Origin of the sequence: Solibacillus sp. FSL W8-0372 (assembly GCF_037969735.1) — a bacterium.
In the GTDB taxonomy this organism is placed as follows: Bacteria; Bacillota; Bacilli; order Bacillales_A; family Planococcaceae; genus Solibacillus; species Solibacillus faecavium.
In genome coordinates this window covers 1,756,950-1,779,937 of sequence record NZ_CP150204.1, presented here as the reverse complement: position 1 = coordinate 1,779,937, position 22,988 = coordinate 1,756,950, and the positions used below count along the sequence as shown (strand labels likewise).

Below are 22,988 nucleotides of genomic sequence, written 5' to 3'. Positions count from 1 at the left end.
CCCGTTTTTGATACATTTAATATTGTATTTCAACATTTTTTCTAAAAATCCTGTCTTCATTCGACAATAGCTATTTATTTTTGATTTGTATCAGCAAGCTACGGGAAACATCAATACTAATACTTTTGTCAAAAACAGTTATTTGCTTATCCAATTGTTTTTCTAAAGCTGGGATATATGCCTTTATAAAGGATAATGGCAAGACTAATTTTGCTGATTCCTTAAATTGAACCGGTTTGCGATTCGTAGTCATTTGCAGCTGGATACCTTTATTTAACTCCAATGACACTGTTAGTTGCCTAATTGGCTCGTTGATGTACAATTCGATTCCATCCGCGCTCTTGAATGCGATTAGATCCTCCGTATTACTGTTAAACATTGCAAGATAACTATCACCAAGAGACATCATGGAAATGTTCGTATACCGCGCATCGTCAAATTCAGCTATTTGAAGACTTTCAGTTACATCCACAGCCGTTTCGATTGCAATCATTTCCTGACTTCCATTCGCATACGTCATAACAAGCTCATTGCTTGTTTTATGTATCGCATGTATCGGGTCCGTACTACATTTCGTTAATTCAGCCGTTTTAGCATCATATGTATAAAGTGTAGCCCCGTCAGAATAATTCACCAAATACACAAGCTCGTTCGCATTTGTACAATATTGAACACGAATATCAGTAAGCTTTCTCGTTTGCAAAGTTAGCGGATCCATCGCTGTCAAATAAGCCGTCTTAGGATGCGGATAAATAAGCAGATCACTAGCAATACACACATCATATAGATGATGTATCGCGTTAAACCGTTCGCTTGTACATGGTGGATACAGATCCAAGTCCCATTGATGATTTTTCGCAATTTGTTCATCAGTCAACAAAAAATAACGATATCGAATTTCATGATGTTCCAACACATGGCCAATATCATCCCATGTAACATCTATGTGATACCATTGTCCGTCAATCTCGACTATATTCCACGCATGACCGGCATCTCCTTCCCCGTCAGCCTTCCCTATTACATAATGACAAGGAATCTTAAGTACTTCCATCATCTTTTCAAATAGCAGCGCATACGCCATACAAACACCGCGCTTTTCTGCCATAAACGTAGCAACCGAAAATGGAGAACCTTTTGTATGAAGTTCATAGCTATAAGTTCTAACAATATAATCATGTATCGCGATCACTTTTTGAAGTGCAGACATGTTAGGTGTAATAATATCCTGCAGCACCGATTCAATTTCTTCAAGCATCTGTTTTTCATCTTTCCGATTCATTCGGTAACTTAGTGTAAAATCCACCTTCACACGATTTTTGGACAAACTGCGATAACGATAACTACGATTAGCACAATGCTGTGTATAATATGCCTTATACAAATGACTTTGTTCAAATGCATCATCCAGTATTTCATGCAATGGCTTTGGTAGATGTCCATTAATAATAAGAGAAAACTGTTTATCTAACCGTTCCATATGCATCGTTAACACTGCAAGTAGCTCGTCATACGTAATTGTCGTTGTTTTAATGGATCCTCCTTTTTGTATAAATGCGTCATAACTTATAAAATAACTTTTCAATTTTTATTCCTCATTCAATTTCATTTTCTATTACATAAATTTCAACAGACTTACCTTCCATCGTAATTACCTTCTCAAGCTTCATTCCATTTTTAAGGGCAATTTGCTTTGAGCCTATATTCCCTACCTGAATTGCCGATACATACCGTTCCAAATACATTTCTTCATTTGCATACTGCTTTAATGCCCGTGCAGCTTCGAAACCATACCCTTCCTGCCAATAGTCTGGTGCTATCCAGTAACCGAGCTCCATCTCGAAAGCATCATCTATAATTTGTGCAACTAAACCAGCATGTCCTATGAACTTCCCTGTTTCTTTATGCATCAGTTTATGTAATCCATAATCACCAAAGTTTTTATATTGTTCCAGCATGCGTTCAATTAAATGCTTAGCATAGGTTTGATCCTTTACGTTGCCGTCTCCGATATACTTCATTACCCGTTCGTCCATTACAAGTGCTGTTACTAAATCTAAATCATCTAAAGTATATTGTTCAAATCGTAAACGTTCCGTCGTAATAGTTAACATACTTCTCCACCTTTATATTAAATTTTTGCTCGTCATTTAAAAAAACACGGGTTATTATAAATAAAATATCAAATTATTATCATTTTAACTACACGTTCTCCAAAAAATAACATTATTTTTTACATCTACTGTTCTTATCATAACATCCCTATGAAAAGAAAATTTTCTTATTTTTATTAATATCAAAATTTTATCATTTTATAGTTGTTATAGTACAAACTAAGTGTTCATTATTTCAATTAGCATCATCTATTATATTAGAGTAATGAAATACAATATCTTGCTTCATGTATATATTTTTCTTATTAAATTTTATTTTTTGTAAATTATGAAATCAAAATAATATTCCCATTACATATCAACTGATAAAACCACAAGAATTTTCTCCAAAAAACTTATTAATTCTACTTCATACTAGGTCAGATGATTTTAATTATTCAGAAAAAATGTTATTGCATTATAAAGAATTCCCTCTTACAATGATTACTATTAACGGTTTCAGAAAGTAATATTCCGTTTAAAACAGAATAATAATTCATAAGGGGGAATTACGTTGGGCAATTCAGGGGAGAAATACTCAGCGAAACACGATGCAATCAACTATGATGCAATCGATCGTATGGAAACATTTAATCAATTTGTAAAGAAGAAAAACACATTTTTATTCGGTATAACTATAACATTTTTGACATTTTATATTCTTTTACCGGTTTTGGCGTTTACACCTGTGTTACAACAGAAAGCGATTGGTAGTATCACATGGGTTTGGGTTTATTCACTTGCCTTATTTATAATGACAATCGTGCTTTGTACACTTTACGTAAAAATGGCAGCAAAGTTTGATAAAACTGCAGCTGCTGTTTTACAGGAATATAAAAAGGCAGGTGCGCAACAATGAATTTAGTGTCAGCAAGTTTCTTTCTAGGGATTGTCGGTTTAACATTAATAGTTACATATATTGCAGCAAAAAGAACTTCATCTGCAAGTGACTTCTACACAGCTGGTGGTGGATTAAAAGGTTGGCAAAACGGATTTGCCATTGCTGGGGACTATTTATCGGCAGCTGCGTTTTTAGGGGTATCCGGTGCCATTGCATTAACGGGCTTTGATGGCTTCTTCTTCTCTGTCGGTTATGTAGTAGCAAATTTAGTTCTTCTATATATAATTGCAGAACCGATGCGTAATTTAGGTCGCTACACTTTAGCGGATATGCTGACAGCACGTTTCAATGAAAAGCGAATTCGTGGGGTTGCTGCGACAGGAACTATTATTATCGTAATTTTATATATGATTGCACAATTAGTAGGTGCAGGTGCATTAATTAAACTGTTATTCGGTATTGAGTATTGGTTAGCCGTTCTTATTGTTGGAGTTATGATGACTACATACGTATTATTCGGTGGAATGACAGCGACTAGTTGGGTTCAGATTATTAAAGCAGGTCTATTATTATTCGGTACAACATTGTTGGCATTTTTAGTATTTGCCAAGTTTGATTTTAATTTAGTGAAAATGTTCGATACAGTAAGTACTAATTACGGGGATCAGTATTTAGTGCCAGGCGTTAAATATACTTCGACAATTGATTCAGTATCGATGATGCTTGCATTAGTGTTGGGTACATCCGGTTTACCGCATATTTTAATGCGATTCTTCACGGTTAAGGATGCTAAAACGGCACGTCAATCAATCTCTTGGACTACTTGGATAACAGCTATTTTCTTCTCGTTAACGATTTTCCTAGGCTTTGGTGCGATGCATTTCGTAGGATTTGATGCCATTATTGCGGAAAACTCTGCAGGTAATACAGCTGCACCACTATTAGCTGAGTTTTTAGGCGGCAATATTTTATTATCATTTATTTGTGCCGTTGCCTTTGCAACAATTTTAGCAGTCGTATCTGGACTAGTATTAACAGGTGCTTCTGCCATTTCACATGATATTTATGGTGAAATCTTAAATGATGGTAAATTAACAGAGAAACAGCAAGTACTAGCTGCCCGAATCGGTTCTATTTCAATTGCAGTAATTTCTATTCTATTAGCATTATTTGCACAAAGCTTAAACGTATCGTTCTTAGTGTCATTTGCTTTCTGTATTGGTGCTTCTGCAAACTTACCGGTTATTCTTTACACAATCTACTGGAAAAAGTTCAATGCCAATGGTGCGGTTGCTGCAATGGTAACAGGTCTGGTTTCATGTTTAGTATTAGGTGCGCTTGGACCGAACATTTGGAGCCCGACAGGTAATGCTATCTTTGTAGGGGAACCACTTGTAAACTTGGCAGTACCAGCAATTATCACTATCCCACTTAGCTTCTTTGCAGGTTATTTAGGCTCTATATTAACGGCAAATAAAGTTGAACAGGCAGAAGCAGAACGAATTTATAAAGAAATTCGCGTAAAAGCACATACAGGCGTTTCTGTGCAGGATGTTTCACATTAACTTTTATTAAGTTACAAATAAATATAAAAAACTGTCCCGAAATTTTTACGTTTCTAGGACAGTTTTTTTACTTTTTATACCATTTAACTTATGAATATAACTTTCTGAATAAACAGAAAATCGTTTTTTGAAAAGTAAATTGTTTTTCGAATATTACTATTTCTTATAAAAACATATAATATTTTCTTATCATAAATTTCAATGAAATAGCAAAACCCCCTTTTCAATATTCTTCGCAAAACGTTGATTTATCTAGCTTTCTATACATTAAACGAATTTCAAATAACAAGAAAATGATTTGTTATGTATCTTTTTTTCTCTATTAAACTTATTTTTTCAAAAAGTTTTTTTACATAATTTCTTTAAAAAGTATTGCAATTTTGTTACAGCTAAAATAGAATGAAAATGTAAATTCCTAATAGAGAATTTTACGTACACGAAGCAGTAATATTAATCACAAACGGGGGTATGTTTATGGGGAATAATCAAAAGCCAATAATTGATTATGAAAGAATCGCATCACAGCAATCATTTAAGCAGCTTGCGAAGAAAAAGAATTTATTTCTATGGACAATGACGGCAATCTTCTTAGCACTTTATATGTTATTACCAATCTTGACGTCATTCACTGAAATTCTACATCAAAAAGCAATCGGCAACATTACATGGGTTTGGATTTATTCAGCTGGTCTATTCATCATGACATGGAGCTTCGCACACTTCTATGTAGCACGTGCAAACAAGTTTGATAAAGAAGCGAAATCAATCATTGCAGAATATGAAGGAGGTCGCTAATTATGAATGGAATGAGTTTTACAGCGGTCTTCTTCTTCGTAGCAATCGTAGGTTTAACTTTAGTTATTACATGGTGGGCATCAAAACGTACTTCAAGTGCATCAGACTTCTATACAGCTGGTGGCGGTTTAACTGGTTGGCAAAATGGACTCGCAATCGCGGGTGACTATTTATCGGCTGCATCATTCCTAGGTATCGCCGGTTCGATTGCTTTATTCGGTTTCGATGGATTCTTCTTCTCTATCGGATACTTAGTAGCTTACTTAGTAGTTTTATATATCGTAGCTGAGCCATTACGTAACTTAGGTCGATTCACTTTGGCAGATATGATTACTGCACGTTTCGACAAAGCAAAAGTTCGTGGAACAGCAGCTTTATCTACTATTACAATCGTATTATTCTACATGATCGCACAGCTTGTTGGTGCTGGTGCCCTTATTCAATTACTATTAGGTATTGAATACTGGATGGCTGTACTTTTAGTTGGTGTCATGATGACGACATACGTATTATTCGGTGGTATGACTGCCACTTCTTGGGTACAAATTATTAAAGCAGTACTATTAATGTTAGGTACTATTATTATCTCATTCCTAGTATTAGCAAAATTCGACTTCTCTATTGCAAAAATGTTCACTGAAATGACAACTGTAACAGAGCATGGTGAAGCATACTTAAATCCAGGTTTACGTTACACAAATGGTATTGATACAATTTCAATGCTAATCGCGTTAGTACTTGGTACAGCGGGTCTTCCGCACATTCTTATGCGTTTCTTCACTGTAAAAGATGCGCAAACAGCTCGTTCTTCTGTAATTTGGGCTACTTGGATCGTTGGTTTATTCTATGTATTAACTATTTTCTTAGGTTTCGGTGCTGCTGCATTCGTAGGTAAAGAGACAATTGTAGCTGCCAACCCGGCAGGTAACATGGCTGCCCCACTATTAGCACAAGCTCTTGGTGGCGACATCCTCTTCTCATTCGTATGTGCCGTGGCATTCGCAACAATTTTAGCGGTAGTAGCAGGTCTGGTACTTTCCGGAGCATCTGCCCTATCTCATGACATCTATGGTCAAATCGTTAAAAAGGGTAAAATCTCTGAAAAAGAAGCTGTTAAAGCAGCGCGTATCGGTTCAATCATAATCTCTGTAGTATCAATCCTTTTAGCGCTTGGTGCTCAAACATTAAACGTAGCATTCTTAGTATCGTTAGCATTCTGTATCGCGGCATCGGCAAACTTACCGGTAATCATTTACACAATTTACTGGAAACGCTTTAATACAACAGGTGCTGTTTCAGCGATGCTAACAGGTCTAATTTCAGCATTAGTTTTAGTAGCGGTATCTCCAAACGTTTGGAATCCAGAAGTAGGTAAAGCAATCTTCGTAGGTGATCCGTTAATTATGTTAACGAACCCAGCGATCATTTCCGTACCTCTTGGCTTCTTAGGCGGATTTATTGGTACATTAATGTCGAAAGAAGTAGACGCTGTGAAATACCGTGAAGTTGAAGTTAAAGCACAAACGGGTATTTCTGTACAAGATATTTCTCACTAAAAAGATCCTTCCTACTTTGTTGAGTTGAGGGAAAACGATCAGCCTCTAACTTTGTTAGGGGCTGATTTTTTATATACATTTCTATTGTGAGCTCTCCCCTATTTTATAATGAGGAGTGAAGACGATGACGATTGGACAACATATCCGGGTACTGTTTTGTGTCGTTATTATGGGCTGTATAGTAGGGTTTGTGCTTAATGGCGAAGAAACAGCTACTTCATCCCCTTATATTGATTTTGTAAAAGCACAGCAATGGCCTTTTAACGAAGAATTGTTGATTGCTGATGTATTTGATGGGCATTATGAAATAACGTATTGGGAGTACTTTACTGCACGCACAGGGCAGCACGTTGTACAGTTGACAGGAACGAATGAAGAACAACAAGATATTTATCAGTTTGTTGTGGAAGAAGATTATTCGGACTTTACAATTGGTGCTGTAAAGCAAAATAATATTTTGTTAACACCTGAAAGGAAATGGACTTATATAAAAAAATTAGTAACTAAAAAAGCGTCAAATGCCGGAGAAATTCTTGCCGGTTTTTGACGCTTTTTCTATTATTTTATCAATTAAATACCAGAAAATTATTTAGTCCATGTTACAATAGAAAAGCAGCATCCAGCTGACTCCTTTTGTAAAGGAGGTGTACTACTGTGTCTTATCCATCACGCAAAGAAAAGGCTAAGGCTGCTTCGGAAAAGAAGCGTAATGAAAAACTCGCCATTTTTCGTTATGTGACAGACTTATTTCGTCTTGTCGATACTATTTATCGTTTTTTCCGAATGATGCTGTAAAAAAGTATTTTCACCACTTAGACTAGCCACCTAAGTGGTGTTTTTTATTTATGGAAATGAAAAAAGCGACTGGGGGCCACCCAATCGCTTTGTACTACTGTAGATCCATCACGCATGAATCTTACTAACTTCATTGTATGAAAGTCTGGCTTACATGTCAATGAATTACTTTTATCATATGTGAAAGATTCCTGAATTATACGCTACTGTTATGCCATTTTATTGACAAAAGCTCGGGAAATAGCTCCGTCTCCATCAGTATCTATACGAAGCGAACCATTTGAATAGCGGTCAGCTCTCGTTAAGTTTGTTACTTGAATTGTTTCCACTATACCTTTTTCTGTTTCAATTGTAAAAGTATCTTTAAAGCCTACAACTAAAATAGTATAAATACGGTGTGGGTTTGCTTTTAGCTCTTTAAGTATTACAACACCGCGCTTTGCACGGTTGCCTAACTCAAGCTCATTTAATAGCATTCGTTTTACGGCACCGCGTTGCGTCACGATAATTAACTCATGATCTTGCTTAGGATTTAAAATAGCGACAGCAGCTAAGTACTCACCATCTTTTACAACAATCCCTTTAACACCCGCAGTTTTTACACCTGTTACAGGCAAGTCTTCCATTGGGAAACGAATGGTATAGCTAGTATTTGTGGATAATAGAACCTCTTCCTCCTCGGTAACAAGACGCGCAAAGATCATTTCGTCGTCACCTTTAAGGTTCATCGTTTTAATCGGTCTTGAATAACGTGTTACAACGTAATCCGTAAGGGCTGAACGTTTAATTTGCCCGTCTCTCGTAGCTGTAAACACATAAACATTCGGCTGCTCGAATGTCTCTATTCCAATTACCTCGATAATTTCTTCATTGGAGTCAATTGGTACAATACTTGAAATATGCTGACCTAGATCTTTCCAACGAATATCAGGCAATTCATGCACCGGTTGGTAAATATAGTGCCCTTTACTCGTAAACAGCAATAGATGATGCTGTGTATTTAAATTCGCTTCGTATATTAAGTAATCGGAATCCTTCATCGCGAAATCCTTCCCATTGGAAGCACTATGCGAACGAAGACTTGTCCGTTTAACATAACCATCTTTGGTAACAGTTACGACAACTTCCTCACTTGGCACCAATACATCGCGAGTCACTTTAATCTCTTCGATTTCTGCTTCGATCGTTGATAGGCGCGGTGATGGGAAACGCTTCTTAATATCGTTTAGTTCCGTCTTAATGACCCGAATTAATTTTTTTTCATCGCCCAAAATTGCTGATAATTTTACGATAAGGGCACTTAATTCTTCTTGCTCAGTTTGTAATTGTGTAATATCTGTATTTGTTAGACGGTAAAGTTGAAGGCTTACGATGGCTTCTGCTTGTTCTTCAGAAAAATCGAATTTAGCGATAATATTATTTTTTGCATCACGCTTATCTTTTGACGCACGGATTGTTTCTATCACTTCGTCTAAAATCGATAATGCTTTCATAAGTCCTTCGACAATATGTAATCGATCTTCTGCACGCGTAAGATCATATTGTGATCGGCGACGTACAATTTCCTTTTGGTGATCGATATAGGCATCCAGCATAAGGGGCAATGTCATCATCATCGGACGGCGATTATGAATAGCAATCATATTAAAGTTATAAGACACTTGTAAATCCGTTGATTTTAATAAAAAGTTTAAAATACCTTGTGCCTGTACATCTTTTTTTAATTCCACGACGATGCGCATTCCATCACGGTCAGATTCATCACGAATTTCCGAAATACCATCTAAACGACGGTCATTCACACGCAATTCATCCATTTTACGAATCATATTTGCTTTATTCACTTCGTATGGAATTTCCGAAATAATAATTTGCTCTTTATTCCCTTTTAACTGCTCGATTTCTGTGCGGGAACGAACTATAATTTTCCCTTTTCCTGTTTCATATGCCTTTTTGATGCCATCGACACCTTGTATAATGCCACCTGTCGGGAAATCAGGTCCTTTAATAACTGTCATCAGTTCATCGACTGTACAGTTTTGATTGTCTAAACGCATTAACACAGCATCAAGGGCTTCTTGTAAGTTATGTGGAGGGATGTCTGTCGCATAACCGGCAGATATCCCGGTAGCGCCATTTACCAACAGATTCGGAAAGCGTGATGGTAAAACAGTTGGTTCCATATCCTGATCATCAAAGTTTGGTACGAATTCAACCGTATTTTTATTGATATCACGCAATAGCTCTGCAGCAATGGCCGATAGACGTGCTTCTGTATAACGCATCGCAGCCGGCGGGTCTCCGTCGACCGACCCGTTGTTACCGTGCATTTCAATTAACATGTGACGGCTTTTCCAATCTTGACTCATTCGGACCATCGCATCATACACAGAAGTATCTCCGTGCGGATGGTAGTTACCGATTACATTTCCGACCGTTTTTGCCGATTTACGGAATGGTTTGTCAAAAGTATTACCTTCATGGAACATCGCATATAATATACGGCGTTGTACTGGTTTTAAACCATCGCGTGTGTCCGGCAATGCACGGTCTTGAATAATATATTTTGAATAGCGACCAAAACGGTCACCCATTACTTCTTCTAATGGTAAGTCCTGAAATTTTTCAACAAAACTCATTTGTCTTTTGCCTCCTCATGCTGGATGAATTCATTTTCTAAAATGCTTGCATCCTCTTCCATGCCGAAGTTGACGTTTGATTCAATCCATTTACGACGGGGTTCTACTTTATCACCCATTAATGTAGTAATACGACGTTCCGCACGTGCACCATCTTCAATTTTTACACGAATTAATGTACGTGTTTCCGGATTCATCGTTGTATCCCAAAGCTGGTCAGCATTCATCTCACCTAATCCTTTATAGCGTTGGATAACGTAGCCTTTACCAATTTTCTGCGTAGCGGCACTAAGCTCCTGCTCTGTCCAGGCATATACAAGTTCCTGCTTCTTCCCGGAACCTTTCGACACTTTATACAATGGTGGTAATGCTATGTAGACTTTACCAGCTTCGATTAAAGGACGCATATAGCGATAGAAAAATGTAAGTAAAAGTACTTGAATATGTGCGCCATCTGTATCGGCATCCGTCATAATGACTACTTTATCGTAGCAGGCATCTTCCACATTGAAATCCGCGCCGACACCCGCACCAATTGTATGGATAATCGTAGCGATTTCCTCGTTTTTCATAATGTCCTGCAGCTTAGCCTTTTCGGTATTGATAACTTTACCACGTAAAGGCAAAATAGCTTGGAATGTACGATCCCGACCTTGTTTCGCAGAACCGCCGGCAGAATCACCCTCTACTAAATACAGCTCGTTTCTTGCTGCATTTTTCGATTGTGCAGGTGTTAACTTACCTGATAGCAATGTACTCGACTTTTTCTTTTTCCCGTTTCTTGCGTCATCACGTGCTTTACGGGCTGCTTCACGAACTTGGTGTGCACGAATCGCCTTTCGAACTAAAGATGCCGAAAGCTCTGCATTTTCCTCCAGTACATACAATAACTTTTCAGAAACCACTGTATCAACGACATAACGCGCCTCGGATGTACCGAGTTTGCCTTTCGTCTGACCTTCAAACTGGAGCAAATTCTCTGGAATACGTACTGAAACAATCGCAGTTAAACCTTCGCGAATGTCAACGCCCTCCAAGTTTTTATCTTTTTCTTTTAATAGACCAATTTTTCTTGCATATTCATTAAACACCCGTGTTAAAGCAGACTTCGCACCTGTTTCATGTGTTCCACCATCTCGAGTACGAACATTGTTTACGAATGAAAGAATCGTTTCGGAATAGCCGTCATTAAATTGCAGGGCAAATTCCACTTCAATTTCCTGAAGTATACCTTCCACATATTTAACAGGATGCAGAACATCTTTTTCTTCATTTAAGTAAGCAACAAATGCTTCAATACCATTTTCATAGAAGAACACTTCATGTTGTCCTTCAACACGCTCATCGATCAATTCTATTTTTAAACCTTTTAATAAAAATGCTGATTCTCGCAGGCGCTCTGCCAGCGTGTCGTAATTATACTTTGTAGCTGAGAAAATCGATGAATCAGGCAGGAAGTGCACTAATGTACCTGTTTCCTTTGTATTTCCAATCATATCAAGTGATGTTGCCGGTTTACCGCCCTGTTCGAAGCGTTGACGATAGATTTGCCCGTCACGGTAAATTGTCACTTCTAAAAATGTGGACAACGCATTTACGACTGATGAACCTACACCATGTAAACCACCACTCGTTTTATAGCCGCCTTGTCCAAATTTACCACCTGCATGGAGTACTGTAAAAATAATTTCCGGAGTTGGCTTACCCATTTTATGCATACCTGTAGGCATACCACGACCATGGTCTCGTACGCTAATACTATTATCTTCATGAATCTTCACGATGATATGATTACCAAATCCAGCAAGCGCTTCATCCACTGCGTTATCTACAATTTCATACACTAAGTGGTGAAGACCTCGACTATCTGTAGAACCAATATACATCCCTGGTCTTTTACGTACGGCTTCTAAACCTTCTAATACTTGAATGGCATCTTCATTATAAGACATGCCTGATTGATTTTTAACCAAATGCAATCCCCTCCAAAAAATACAAACAAACGTTCTATTTACTACCTAATCGTACTTTCAAATATGCATGATGTCAATGTTTGAGCGTACTTTTTTAGGCTTTGCAAAGACTAATTGTATCATCAAAAACCGACGTTTAAAAGCCTATCCTTTAATAGTTGATGTACAAATGTAACTTTTTTCCTGTTTACTTCATAAAATTGCGAAAAAATAATACCTCTTTCCTTCTATTAAAAAACATTGTAGAATATTCATAACATACTATTAGTACCAACTAATAATTCTGATATTTGAAAGGAGCACAACTTCTTGATCAACGCTTTAATAATTATTTGTGCTTATTTAATCGGTTCCATCCCATCTGCATTATGGATAGGGAAAATTTTTTATAAAACAGATATCCGTAAGCAAGGCAGCGGAAATTTAGGCACTACGAATACATTTAGAGTTCTAGGTAAAAAACCTGGAATTGCTGTCCTACTAATTGATATTTTTAAAGGAACAGCAGCCGTTTTGTTGCCACTGTTAGCTGTTTTCAGTGATAGCACTGTTCATCCGCTTATTCTTGGTATCGTTGCAGCTGCGGGGCATATGTTCCCGATATTCGCTAGCTTCCGCGGCGGTAAGGCCGTAGCTACAAGTGCAGGTATCATTTTAGGCTATAATTTGCCATTATTCATTGTTTTACTTATTGTATTTATTATTTCATTAAAGACAACAAAAATGGTGAGCTTAACGTCAATGATTGCTTCTACAGTGGCGATCATCTATGTAACGATTAATTGGATTGTTACAGGTGAATATGCCCTCTTTATTTTAGTAGCAATTTTAGCTTCCTTTATCTTTTATCGTCACCGAGAGAATATTATACGCATTAAAAACGGAACTGAACCAAAAATTAAAGGTTTTTAACATCCAGGCTGAAGGGTTATACTTTCAGCCTTTTTTGGTTCATTTAAGCAGGCGCGGGCTTTGTAAGTTTTTTTCATTTCCTGCATAATGACTATAGAGGTGAATTGTATGGAAATTAAATTAACAGAAAAAGCAGTCGAATGGTTTAAAGAAGAAATGGAAATAGAACATGGGGACTATATTCGCTTTTACGCACGCTATGGCGGCTCATCTCCCTTTCATGAAGGCTTTTCGTTAGGAATGACACGTGAGGAGCCACATGAAATAGGGATAGAAACTGTTATAGAGAATGTACACTTCTTTATTGAAAAGTCAGATGAATGGTTTTTTAATCACCACAATCTAATTGTAGACGTCGACGAGTCAATGGACGAGTTACGCTATTCCTATGAAAAATAGCCTTAAAAAGTAATAATATTTTAAATATATTGTAAATCCGTTTTTCACCCTTGTAATCGCTATAATGTGTAAAGATGATATTGACTACAAGAAGAGGGATTACAATTGAACGTGAAACAAGGATTTTATTGGCGCTGCCTATTTTTTATCGCAGGTATTATCGTTTTATCATTAGGTGTTGCCTTAACGATTAAAGGACAAACAATTGGAGTAGGTTCATGGGACGTGCTCCATATAGGACTTTATAAAAATCTCGGATTAACAATCGGGACTTGGTCCATCATTATCGGGTTACTTATTTTAGCGATTGACTCGATGTTATCTAAAAGATTACCGAAAATAGGTACTTATTTAGATATGTTTTTAACAGGTATTTTTATTGATATCTTTTTGTATGTGCTACCTCATGCTCACAACCTTTTGGAACAAACTTTATCGTTTGTCGTGGGAATTGTATTACTAGGTATCGGTTGTGGCATGTATATGGTAGCTAACCTCGGTGTCGGACCACGCGATACATTAATGCTATTATTAGTCCGTCGTTTAGGCTGGAGCGTGAACCGTGCACGTACGACAATGGAAGTATCAGTTGCTGTTATTGGCTTCCTATTAGGCGGTCCTGTTGGCGTAGGAACAGTAATTATGGCATTCGGCTTAGGGCCCGTTGTTCAGTGGGCTTTAAAATGGAATGAAAAACTGTTTTACCGTGCAGCAGGTGTAGAAAGCGCCGTAATTTAAATTGTGATGAAAGCGAACTTATTAAGTTTGCTTTCTTTTTTTATAAACAATTGTGACAATATTCAAAAAATACTTTCAGAATTTGAATAAATCAAGCATAGTAGTAATTGGAGGTGTTTTTTATGATAAAAATCGAAAATGTCCATCTTTACCGCAATGAAAAAGTAATTTTGAATAATTTAGACTGGCATGTACAAAAAGGACAGCATTGGGCCATTTTAGGCTTGAACGGTTCAGGAAAAACAACCTTGTTAAAAGTAATCAACGGCTATATTTGGCCGAACAATGGTAAAGTGCAAGTACTAGGTGAAACTTTCGGCAATACATATATCCCTACTCTCCGAACACGCATCGGCTGGGTAAGCAATGCAATGATTGACAGCTTCAACTGGCAGGATAATGCCATTGAAATTGTGCTTAGCGGAAAATTCGGTGCGCTCCGTCTATTTAATGACGTGTCCGATACAGAAATTGAGCAGGCACTATCCTTTATGAGACAGTTTCACTGCGATCATTTGGCGAATAAATCTTTTGAGCATTTATCGCAAGGTGAACGACAACGTGTACAAATTGCACGTGCTTTAATGGCAGAACCAGAAATATTAATATTGGATGAACCATGCGGCGGACTCGATCTTATAGAGCGGGAAAACTTACTGCAAAAGATTGAGCAAATAGCACAAGGCAATCACTGCCCTACACTTATTTATGTAACGCACCATGTAGAAGAAATTTTGCCTTGTTTCAGCCATGTACTGTTAATGAAAGATGGTGAAAGCGTAGCTGCAGATACTCGCGAAGTTATATTGAATGAACAATTGCTAAGTGATTTTTTTGGCCGTGAAGTAAGTTTGCAAATACAACAAGAACGTGCATGGATTGCAGTGAAATAGAAGTGAGCGGCTGAGCTATAACCCAAAAATTGATTTCCATTCCGGGACGCTTTCCGCGGGCACGGCCTGAGCCTGTAGTCTCAGGCGTCCGTGCTCCTGCGGTTACTCGTCGCAAAAAATTTTGCTTTTCCCGCTGGAGTCTCCCTCCATTCCAATCAATTTTTTATTTCTTTCCTAGCCATTTTTTTAAATATGATATTCGATATTTTCCTCAACAAAGTGCCATTCATAAGGTGTTTCTTGGTATACGTAATAGTTTAACCAGTTGTAGAACAATAGATGTGAATGGGCACGCCATACATTTTTTGGAGCATTTTGCGGGTCATTATTTGGGAAGTAATTAATTGGAACTTCCGTATTTTCTGGATCCTTTTCAACATCTCGGAAATATTCGTCCGATAGAGTCGTCGCATCATACTCTAAATGGCCTGTAATCATGATGTGCTTATTGTTTTTTGATTGAACGATAAATACCCCCGCATCGTCCGAATAGCTGAGCAGACGCAAATCTGGGTGCGCACGGACTTCGTCAATCGAGACAGATGTATGACGTGAATGAGGCGCAACATATTCATCACTGAAGCCTCGTACTAAATCGACCGTTAAATCGGTAATCACATGTGAATAGACGCCGGAGCATTTTTTAGGCAGCTCAAATTTCCCGATACCGAAATGATGATACAGTGCAGCTTGTGCTCCCCAACATATATACATAATTGATGTAACATTTTGATCGGCCCAATCCATTACATCGGTAATTTCCTTCCAGTATCCAACATCTTCAAATTGCATTTTCTCTACCGGTGCACCTGTGATAATCAAACCATCATATCGGCGGTGTTTAATTTCATCGAATGTTTGATAGAACGTATCTAAATGTGATTTGGAAACATTTTTTGATTCATATGTAGCGGTATTTAAAAATGTCACATCTACCTGTAGTGGTGTATTTCCGAGTAAACGCAATAATTGGAGCTCGGTTTTTTCTTTTTCCGGCATTAAATTGAACACTAAAATATTCAAAGGTCGAATTTGCTGAGTTTTCGCCCGGTCTTCCTCCATAACGAAAATTTTCTCTTTTCTCAGTAGCTCACCGGCCGGTAAATGTTTCGGAATATTAATCGGCATTACACTGTCCCCCTCTAATCTTTCTAAATAATCTTAGTTTCATAACGAAAGCTATTTCAAGCTTCTTTCCTTTCAAGTAAATCATAATAGCCGCAGGGGTTTGATTATTGGAGCAAGTACCTTCATACTTGCTGAAAAAACAAAAAACCCCTCATTCCAGCACAACAGAAATGAGAGGTTAATATACCCGTTCTTATCTGCCAAGGACTTTGCCTTGCTGGAAGTAGCACCTTTCTAGTTATACTAGAGGTTGCTGAAGCATCTACGGGCCAAGTTCCCTCCGCTTCTCTTGATAAGACTATTAAATTGACACTAGTGTAACACGGTAGCGTAAGTTTTGCAATAATTCAAAAAAATATATAAAACAAATACTGTCATGACCACACTTATACCTCAATAATTTAATTATATTTAATTAGGAGTACTTTTATATAAATTATTTAACTTCTTATTAAATCTAAATAATTTCCATAATAAATCATACTTCTGGAAAAAAGAAACGTATTGTATTTTAACGATAAAAAAACAACCCTCTTTTGAAGGTTGCTCAACTTCCGATATTGTAGTTGATCATCATTTCTTTTAATATATAAAACACTTTTACTAGCTCTCTAATTGCAGCATTTGCATTATTTCTATCTCTTATATTCCCACCACTATAATAATCTAACATATAATCCGCAACTAATTGACTTTGTATTATAAAGTCGAAAGCCATGCTAGTAAATATCATAAATAAAACTGCAAATACAAAATATGCAGTTGTGTGGGTTCCATTAATAATATAGTTATAAGCATCTCTATCAACAAAAGTGGGCTTATCTTCTAGGGGATAAGGAACAGGGAACAAGCACAACACACTTTACTCTTAATAGCTATATGGGCAGGTCTCCTGACATTGCTTCATCCTACTCGTTCTATCTGTTTTAAATAGTTAGTAATAAACTTTCTTCAGCATTCTTTCTGTCCGTTTCCCTCATATATGAAATAAGGTGAATCAACCTTTAATTGTTTACTGATAAATCTCTTATAGTTCTCTTCAAGAACTTTTTCAAAACTGTTCACTATGCGACTAATATCTTCAAGTTTGCCTGTTTCTTCAAATATCTTTTTCACTTTATAATCCAATCTTCTTGAATAGTTGGTTAGATACTCTCTGGCTACAGCCATCAACTGTTCTTCTAAATCCCAGCCTTCGTTAAAGTCATTTATAAGTCCTTCACGAAGGACTCTTTCAAGTCCTTCAATAAATTCTTTATAACTACCAACCTTACCTATGCTTTCTAGAATTTCTTTTTCATCGTAGTTTCGTATAGGGTCTCCCCAATGCATAATTTCTAAGTCAAATTCTAAGTTTCGTACAATTTGAGACAATAACACTCTCATCTCTTCAACTAGTTTTTTATCCCAAGAATACTTAATACCTATGATCTTAAAAGCTTGGTCATAGGAAACTTCCATCAATTTACATCTCGTAGAACACCAGAAAGATCTAAAGCCATCATGCAACTCTCTTAATACCTTTTCTCTTAGTTCATAGTTATCCATTGTCATTATCTTCCCCCAAAATCCCCGCTAGTATATCAAAAACGCCTTTCAACTTTAGCCCTCCTTATTATCGAGTCAGCAAAATTTACCAAACGATAATAGCATACCTCAAACACAAAAAAAACAATAAAAAGTGTGCTACGTCATTAAATAAACTTTGCTGTAATGAAGTTAGATGTATAATTAATGACTCAATAAATCAATTTTTGATTGCTCTCAAGTGCATACAGATAGCACAACCGCGCTATTTCATGAAAAGCTGATGCAAGTAAAATTTTCTATCCGCTTTAAAAGTTTCAAATGCGAATTTTAACAACAAAAATACACTTCTCATTATCTAAATTCAGATAATAAGAAGTGTATTATTATAATAAATAAATTGTAAAATACTCCGCTTCTTATCAAGTGACTCAAACTCTTGATCTTACTGGGTTTTCAAAATATATATTTACTCAGGCTTCAAATGCTCTTTCTCATAATTGAATAAAATCGTTTCAAGCCTCTCATCCCATACACCTGTTAATGTATTATATACACGCATAAAATGCCGATTTTCCTTTTGATTCAAAAGTGAAAAACATAGAACTGGAATATCATTAATTTGAATCGATTCGGTCGATATAACTTTTGTAATAAAAGTTGGGGCTTCCTGTTCGGACAAGGGTTGTTCGCTTAACTGCCGCTGAATAAATTCAATCAGCATCGATTCTTCAATCGCTTCAATTTCCTCGTTTTCAATCGCCGGAAATGGTTCAGGAAACTCCTCTAAATCAGCGAACTCCTCTAAATCACCTTCCAGCAGCTGTTCATGAATCGGACTATATTGCACAAAATGACTTGTTTGCTCAAGCTCCTCTTCAAAAATACCCGATTCAAGCTGTGCCATTCCTTTTGCCGTAAGTGTGAACACTTCATTTTCTTTTTCAATCATGCCCATTCGTAACATTTTATTAGTTAAATCATGGATAAATAACGGTTCAACTAATAAAATTTCCGCTAAAAGCTCGACATTTTTCAGCTTCGCCTTCTGGAATGAAATGAGCATCATCTTCATTAAAATATCCATCGCATTCCGCATAACAGGATGATAATGCACTTCCAACGTGTGGATGGGAATGGCGTATTGCATCTGCTTTTGAATTTCGATGTTCGGATTTTCGTTGAGTTCTTTTTGTAATTGTCCGGTTATGCTGTTTAAATCCACTGTATACACCTTTCCTTACATTGCAAAATAGCCGCTTTGCTCTTTTACTGTATTTAATACATGGGAATACATATCGCGTGTTTTCACATGTTTTGGACGTTTTGTAAACATATCGGTACTGCCAATCATAATAAGCAGTTCACGTGCGCGGGATAATGCAACATTTAAACGGCGATAATCTTTGGCAAACCCAATTTCTCCGCGCTCATGATCATGATTACGCACCATACTGACGATAATAACGTCCATCTCCATACCCTGGAACTTATCGACCGAGCCTGTACGAATGTGCAGGTGCGGTAAGCTAAGTTCCTGTTCTATGAGACGGTTTATACGTCTTACTTGCTCCGCGTAAAACGAAATGACTCCGACAGATTTTAGAGCATCTTGCGGGATTAACCCTTCCGCTTTTGCTTTTGCAGTCGCTTCATTCATTTCCATTAATTGTTGTTTAATCTGATCAAGCTCCGCTACATTGAATAAGCTGGAACCTTCTTTTACACGCTGTTCAAAATACGGCTTTTCATTCGGAATATCCAGCCACATTAAATGGTTGTCGCGCGTAATTTTAGAAGTTTGCAGGAAGTGATCGCGTACAGCATCCGAATCTTCCAAACCACATTGCAGACTTTCCTGTTCATTTTCATAAAACGGCGTGATAGTTGACATAATATTTTTATGCATACGATATTGCAGAGCAAGCATCGTTTTATTTTGGTTAGGTAAGTTATTGTAAAGGCGTTCGAATAACGATTCTTCCAGTAATTTTTCTAGTTCTCGTTTTTCCTCAAACGTCGTACTTTCTTTTACTACTTGCTCCAACGTTTCTTCAAATGTTGCATCCCCGACAAGTGGCGGCAATTGGTGATGATCTCCTACTAAAATGATTTTTGCACCTTTTAACATCGGTAATAGTAGTTCAGGTGGTGTCGCCTTTGATACTTCGTCAATTATGACAACATCAAACGTTGGATAGTTGTCCATAAACTCTTTATTTGCCGACGCTACACATGTCGTGCCAATGACATTTGCATGCTTCACATATAATTTTCTGATTTCATCTAAATCGTGCGCATTCGCATTTTCCAGTAAACCGTACCACTCGTTTTGAAGCTCGGCTGTCACGGGTAGTAAATCGATTTTCACTTGTAATGTTGCAATTTGCGCAGTGAAATGCTCAATTTTTTCGTTTACAGCTACAATAGCTTGTTCTGGATTTAGCTTCGTTAATTGTTCAAGCTCTGTACGGCGTTTTTCGAGTTGCACGCCTTCACTGTTGATTTCTTTAAAGCGTGCCGCCATGTTTTCAACAGTCGTAGTGCCAAGTGCAATTTGTTCATCCAGTACTGCAAGTTCTTCTGCTTTTTTACTGTGCTGAAGCTTTAATCTTTCCCGATTTTGACGCTGCGTCTCGAATTTCATTTGCTCCAGCTCATTTGTAGCCAACAATTCTTCTAGTTCTTCCGTCGTATGGCTAACGACAATTGAAGGGTCCACATTTCCTTTTACTGAATCGATTTGAGTTTGGATCGCAGCAGCTTCACCCTGCAATTTTTGAAGAACCTGTGCCTTTTCGTCATTTTGCTCCTTGAACTGAAGCGTGATTTCTTCTTTTAGCTTTTCAAAAATAAGCACCGTTTCACGAATTGAATCCATATACTTATTGTTCAACTGATCAATATATTGCATACGCAAATGGATGCCCTGGATTGAGCGTATACCGTTTTGTGCATTCACTTTCTTATCGCGAAATGCCTTGCTTAGTTTCGTTAAAAATTCCTGTACCTCTTCAAGTGAATAATGATGATTCATTTCCAGTTGATCTGGTGTCACATGAATGCCAAGTGCTGTTTCACTGTAATTCAGCGCTTTTTCAAGTCGTTCTTTTACATCCTTTATAGGCTTGTATTGCTCCATTTGAGGCTGGATACGCTCTAGAGCAGTAAGTAATCGATCCATTGCATAGTTTCGGCGAATATTATATTCAGTCATGAATGCTTCAATTTCATACACTTTTTTCAAAGAGGCAATTTTGTCGACGATCTTTCCATATTCCGAAGTTTCATTCGCACGTTGGATTTTTAGTTGAATGGCTTCATACTGCTGCTCATAACGATGAAGAACGGACTTGTATTTACTTTGTGCAATTTGCTTTTCATAGTCCATTTTCGCTTCACTCAGCTTTTCCTGCTGTTCTGTAAGCTGTTCAACAGTCATTCCATCTGCTAATTGCTGTTCGAAGTTTGCGACTGTTTCAGCTGTTGTACTTTGCACGGTTTGTAGTTTTTCGAGTTTACGTTCATTTTCTTCAAGTTCTTTCTTGCATAACGTCAGCTCTTTTTTTAAAGCACTGATTTTTTCCGCCAATACATGCAGCTCTGCTTTCGCCGCTTCTTTTTGCTCGATTTGCTTTTCAAGTTCTAGCTTTTGTTCATTTAGTTCATGAATTTCCTTTTGTGCGTAGGCAATTTCTTCGTTTAAAAGCTGTTCTTTTTTTGTATGCAATGAAATTTCATGACCAATCGCGTTAAACGTTTGCTCCTGCCAATACGCCGCTACATTTTCTTCAATAAACTTTTTGCCTTCTTCTTCAATACTTTCTGTACGGCCATAACGCAAAATTCGGATATCCTTATTCGACAATAGCCGACTTAATGCATTGTCCACAGCTAAGTTTGATTGGGATGCAACAAGCGTTTTTAAACCGGCTTTGGCGTTTTGGTAGCAAATTTCTGAAATTACCGTCGTTTTACCGGTACCGGGTGGACCTTGAATAACGTATAAATCTTCTGCACTCATTGCCCCTTCAACTGCTTGCTGCTGGTACGTATTTAACTGATTATGAAAATCGATTGATAACGGCTGTTTCCGCTCTGCAATCGTTGGTTTGTCTTCAAATAAAATCGTTTCCAAATTGGCATTGGCCGCTAATCCTTCTTTTAACCGCTCAAACCCTTTTAATAAACGCTTTAGCTGTGATTTTGTCGCAGCATTGGAAAATTCAACGTCCTCTGATTGAAAATGTAGTTCATTTCTGCGAGCCAAATTACTGTAATAAGGCTTTAGTGCAATTTCAACAGTATTTTCATTTCGACGAATTTTTGCGACGTCTCCAATTTCCTGGACATAACCACGTAGTCGGGCACTTAAGCCTTCCAGCTGTTTCCATTGTTTATTATCCAGATTGGAAATGCGCAATGTCATATGGGTAAAATCCGCATCATATGTAACGGCTGAAAAACGGGCATGTATATCTTCAATATCTGCATTTTTATTTAAAACTTTTAAATAGCCTTCCCAGCTACTAATTCTTTTATTTACGTAGTCAAAGCGTTCTTGTGCTATTGGCAACTCGGCAATTGCCTGTAAAAATGGCGCTTGGTATGTATGCCCACTAATTCGTGAAGCGACAAAATGAATTTTCATTGTTGCGCGGCGATTTGTTACGACCGGTGTACCTTTACCACGTGAACGGAAGCTTTTTGCAACGAGGCCATTTTTCGGATCGAAAACACAATCCATAATGACAACACGATCATCAAATTTACTTTTCAGCTTTAAATTTTTCTCATTATCGAAATAAATCGTAATATGTGTTTGTTCATCTTCCACAGAAACTTTTTCAATTGCGACGTAAAAATATTGTTGTAAATTAAAAAAGGCGTGTTCATCAGGAACATGCTCCTTCATTGCTTCACGTGCAGTATTTGTAAGTAAAATATGGCAGCGGGTTTGCACATTCGTGATTGTTTTTGATGCCATGAACACACCTCCCTTATCTTTTAATCATAACCTTCATTATATCAATATTTTACGGACACGTGCAAAAATATTATATAGCTGTATTTC

The 22,988-nt window shown here is 37.3% G+C and carries 19 protein-coding genes and 1 riboswitch; of the genes, 10 read left to right on the top strand and 9 right to left on the bottom strand.

Annotation, left to right across the window (positions count from 1 at the left end):
• Positions 1–70 precede the first annotated feature (70 nt).
• The gene (locus MKY13_RS08740; protein WP_339216549.1) at positions 71–1,585 is read right to left on the bottom strand and encodes a transglutaminase domain-containing protein; all 1,515 of its coding nucleotides are present in this window, start codon (positions 1,583–1,585) and stop codon (positions 71–73) included.
• Positions 1,586–1,595: 10 nt separating this feature from the next.
• Entirely contained in the window at positions 1,596–2,114 is a 519-nt protein-coding gene (locus tag MKY13_RS08735) for a GNAT family N-acetyltransferase (protein WP_339216547.1), read from the bottom strand.
• A 619-nt stretch (positions 2,115–2,733) separates the two neighbouring features.
• On the opposite strand from MKY13_RS08735, the gene MKY13_RS08730 reads away from it, so the two are divergent.
• From MKY13_RS08730 to MKY13_RS08705, 6 genes are all read left to right on the top strand, one after another.
• Positions 2,734–3,012, top strand: coding sequence for a DUF485 domain-containing protein (locus MKY13_RS08730; RefSeq protein ID WP_191699420.1), 279 nt, complete (start codon positions 2,734–2,736; stop codon positions 3,010–3,012).
• On the top strand, positions 3,009–4,559 hold the full coding sequence (locus MKY13_RS08725; RefSeq protein WP_191699017.1) for a cation acetate symporter: 1,551 nt from the start codon (positions 3,009–3,011) through the stop codon (positions 4,557–4,559). Before MKY13_RS08730 ends, MKY13_RS08725 begins: the two co-directional genes overlap by 4 nt.
• Positions 4,560–5,033: 474 nt before the next feature.
• Positions 5,034–5,354: a DUF485 domain-containing protein gene (locus tag MKY13_RS08720; RefSeq protein WP_191699018.1), complete on the top strand. Its 321-nt coding sequence runs from the start codon at positions 5,034–5,036 to the stop codon at positions 5,352–5,354.
• Between the two features lie 11 nt (positions 5,355–5,365).
• Positions 5,366–6,910 carry a sodium/solute symporter gene (locus tag MKY13_RS08715; RefSeq protein WP_191699421.1) on the top strand — a complete coding sequence of 515 codons (1,545 nt, stop codon included), beginning with the start codon at positions 5,366–5,368 and terminating at the stop codon, positions 6,908–6,910.
• A 124-nt stretch (positions 6,911–7,034) separates the two neighbouring features.
• Entirely contained in the window at positions 7,035–7,457 is a 423-nt protein-coding gene (locus tag MKY13_RS08710) for a hypothetical protein (RefSeq protein WP_191699019.1), read from the top strand.
• Between the two features lie 107 nt (positions 7,458–7,564).
• Entirely contained in the window at positions 7,565–7,705 is a 141-nt protein-coding gene (locus MKY13_RS08705; protein ID WP_191699020.1) for a hypothetical protein, read from the top strand.
• A 209-nt stretch (positions 7,706–7,914) separates the two neighbouring features.
• Here the strand turns inward: MKY13_RS08705 and parC are convergent, their stop codons facing one another.
• Positions 7,915–10,344 carry a DNA topoisomerase IV subunit A gene (gene parC / locus MKY13_RS08700; RefSeq protein ID WP_191699021.1) on the bottom strand — a complete coding sequence of 810 codons (2,430 nt, stop codon included), beginning with the start codon at positions 10,342–10,344 and terminating at the stop codon, positions 7,915–7,917.
• A complete protein-coding gene (gene parE / locus MKY13_RS08695) occupies positions 10,341–12,317 on the bottom strand; it encodes a DNA topoisomerase IV subunit B (protein ID WP_191699022.1) in 1,977 nt (658 codons plus the stop codon). Before parE ends, parC begins: the two co-directional genes overlap by 4 nt.
• 309 nt (positions 12,318–12,626) lie before the next feature.
• Between parE and plsY the strand changes: the two genes are divergently transcribed.
• The 4 genes from plsY to MKY13_RS08675 all read left to right on the top strand — a co-directional run bounded on the left by plsY (position 12,627) and on the right by MKY13_RS08675 (position 15,259).
• Entirely contained in the window at positions 12,627–13,229 is a 603-nt protein-coding gene (plsY, locus tag MKY13_RS08690; protein ID WP_191699023.1) for a glycerol-3-phosphate 1-O-acyltransferase PlsY, read from the top strand.
• A 108-nt stretch (positions 13,230–13,337) separates the two neighbouring features.
• Positions 13,338–13,628, top strand: coding sequence for a HesB/YadR/YfhF family protein (locus tag MKY13_RS08685; protein ID WP_191699024.1), 291 nt, complete (start codon positions 13,338–13,340; stop codon positions 13,626–13,628).
• Positions 13,629–13,739: 111 nt separating this feature from the next.
• Positions 13,740–14,366, top strand: a complete 627-nt coding sequence (locus MKY13_RS08680) for a YitT family protein (RefSeq protein ID WP_191699422.1) — start codon at positions 13,740–13,742, stop codon at positions 14,364–14,366.
• A 122-nt stretch (positions 14,367–14,488) separates the two neighbouring features.
• Positions 14,489–15,259, top strand: coding sequence for an ABC transporter ATP-binding protein (locus MKY13_RS08675; RefSeq protein ID WP_339216541.1), 771 nt, complete (start codon positions 14,489–14,491; stop codon positions 15,257–15,259).
• Between the two features lie 186 nt (positions 15,260–15,445).
• On the opposite strand, the gene metA is transcribed toward MKY13_RS08675, so the two are convergent.
• From metA to MKY13_RS08650, 5 genes are all read right to left on the bottom strand, one after another.
• A complete protein-coding gene (metA, locus tag MKY13_RS08670) occupies positions 15,446–16,387 on the bottom strand; it encodes a homoserine O-succinyltransferase (protein WP_191699026.1) in 942 nt (313 codons plus the stop codon).
• A 190-nt stretch (positions 16,388–16,577) separates the two neighbouring features.
• Positions 16,578–16,686: riboswitch (SAM riboswitch) on the bottom strand.
• Between the two features lie 248 nt (positions 16,687–16,934).
• Positions 16,935–17,237, bottom strand: coding sequence for a hypothetical protein (locus MKY13_RS08665; protein ID WP_339216539.1), 303 nt, complete (start codon positions 17,235–17,237; stop codon positions 16,935–16,937).
• Positions 17,238–17,338: 101 nt separating this feature from the next.
• A complete protein-coding gene (locus MKY13_RS08660) occupies positions 17,339–17,941 on the bottom strand; it encodes a hypothetical protein (protein WP_339216537.1) in 603 nt (200 codons plus the stop codon).
• 442 nt (positions 17,942–18,383) lie between these two features.
• On the bottom strand, positions 18,384–19,148 hold the full coding sequence (locus MKY13_RS08655) for a nucleoside-diphosphate sugar epimerase (RefSeq protein ID WP_339216535.1): 765 nt from the start codon (positions 19,146–19,148) through the stop codon (positions 18,384–18,386).
• 6 nt (positions 19,149–19,154) lie between these two features.
• Complete coding sequence (locus MKY13_RS08650) at positions 19,155–22,901, bottom strand: AAA domain-containing protein (RefSeq protein ID WP_339216533.1); 3,747 nt, start codon at positions 22,899–22,901, stop codon at positions 19,155–19,157.
• Between the last annotated feature and the right edge of the window lie 87 nt (positions 22,902–22,988).

Coding starts and splice junctions, on each gene's coding strand:
- MKY13_RS08715 (WP_191699421.1), top strand. CDS start 5,366: ATGAGTTTTACAGCGGTCTTCTTCTTCGTAGCAATCGTAGGTTTAACT.
- MKY13_RS08710 (WP_191699019.1), top strand. CDS start 7,035: ATGACGATTGGACAACATATCCGGGTACTGTTTTGTGTCGTTATTATG.
- MKY13_RS08675 (WP_339216541.1), top strand. CDS start 14,489: ATGATAAAAATCGAAAATGTCCATCTTTACCGCAATGAAAAAGTAATT.
- MKY13_RS08720 (WP_191699018.1), top strand. CDS start 5,034: ATGGGGAATAATCAAAAGCCAATAATTGATTATGAAAGAATCGCATCA.
- MKY13_RS08725 (WP_191699017.1), top strand. CDS start 3,009: ATGAATTTAGTGTCAGCAAGTTTCTTTCTAGGGATTGTCGGTTTAACA.
- MKY13_RS08735 (WP_339216547.1), bottom strand. CDS start 2,114: ATGTTAACTATTACGACGGAACGTTTACGATTTGAACAATATACTTTA.
- MKY13_RS08650 (WP_339216533.1), bottom strand. CDS start 22,901: ATGGCATCAAAAACAATCACGAATGTGCAAACCCGCTGCCATATTTTA.
- metA (WP_191699026.1), bottom strand. CDS start 16,387: ATGCCGATTAATATTCCGAAACATTTACCGGCCGGTGAGCTACTGAGA.
- MKY13_RS08730 (WP_191699420.1), top strand. CDS start 2,734: ATGGAAACATTTAATCAATTTGTAAAGAAGAAAAACACATTTTTATTC.
- MKY13_RS08660 (WP_339216537.1), bottom strand. CDS start 17,941: ATGACAATGGATAACTATGAACTAAGAGAAAAGGTATTAAGAGAGTTG.
- parC (WP_191699021.1), bottom strand. CDS start 10,344: ATGAGTTTTGTTGAAAAATTTCAGGACTTACCATTAGAAGAAGTAATG.
- MKY13_RS08685 (WP_191699024.1), top strand. CDS start 13,338: ATGGAAATTAAATTAACAGAAAAAGCAGTCGAATGGTTTAAAGAAGAA.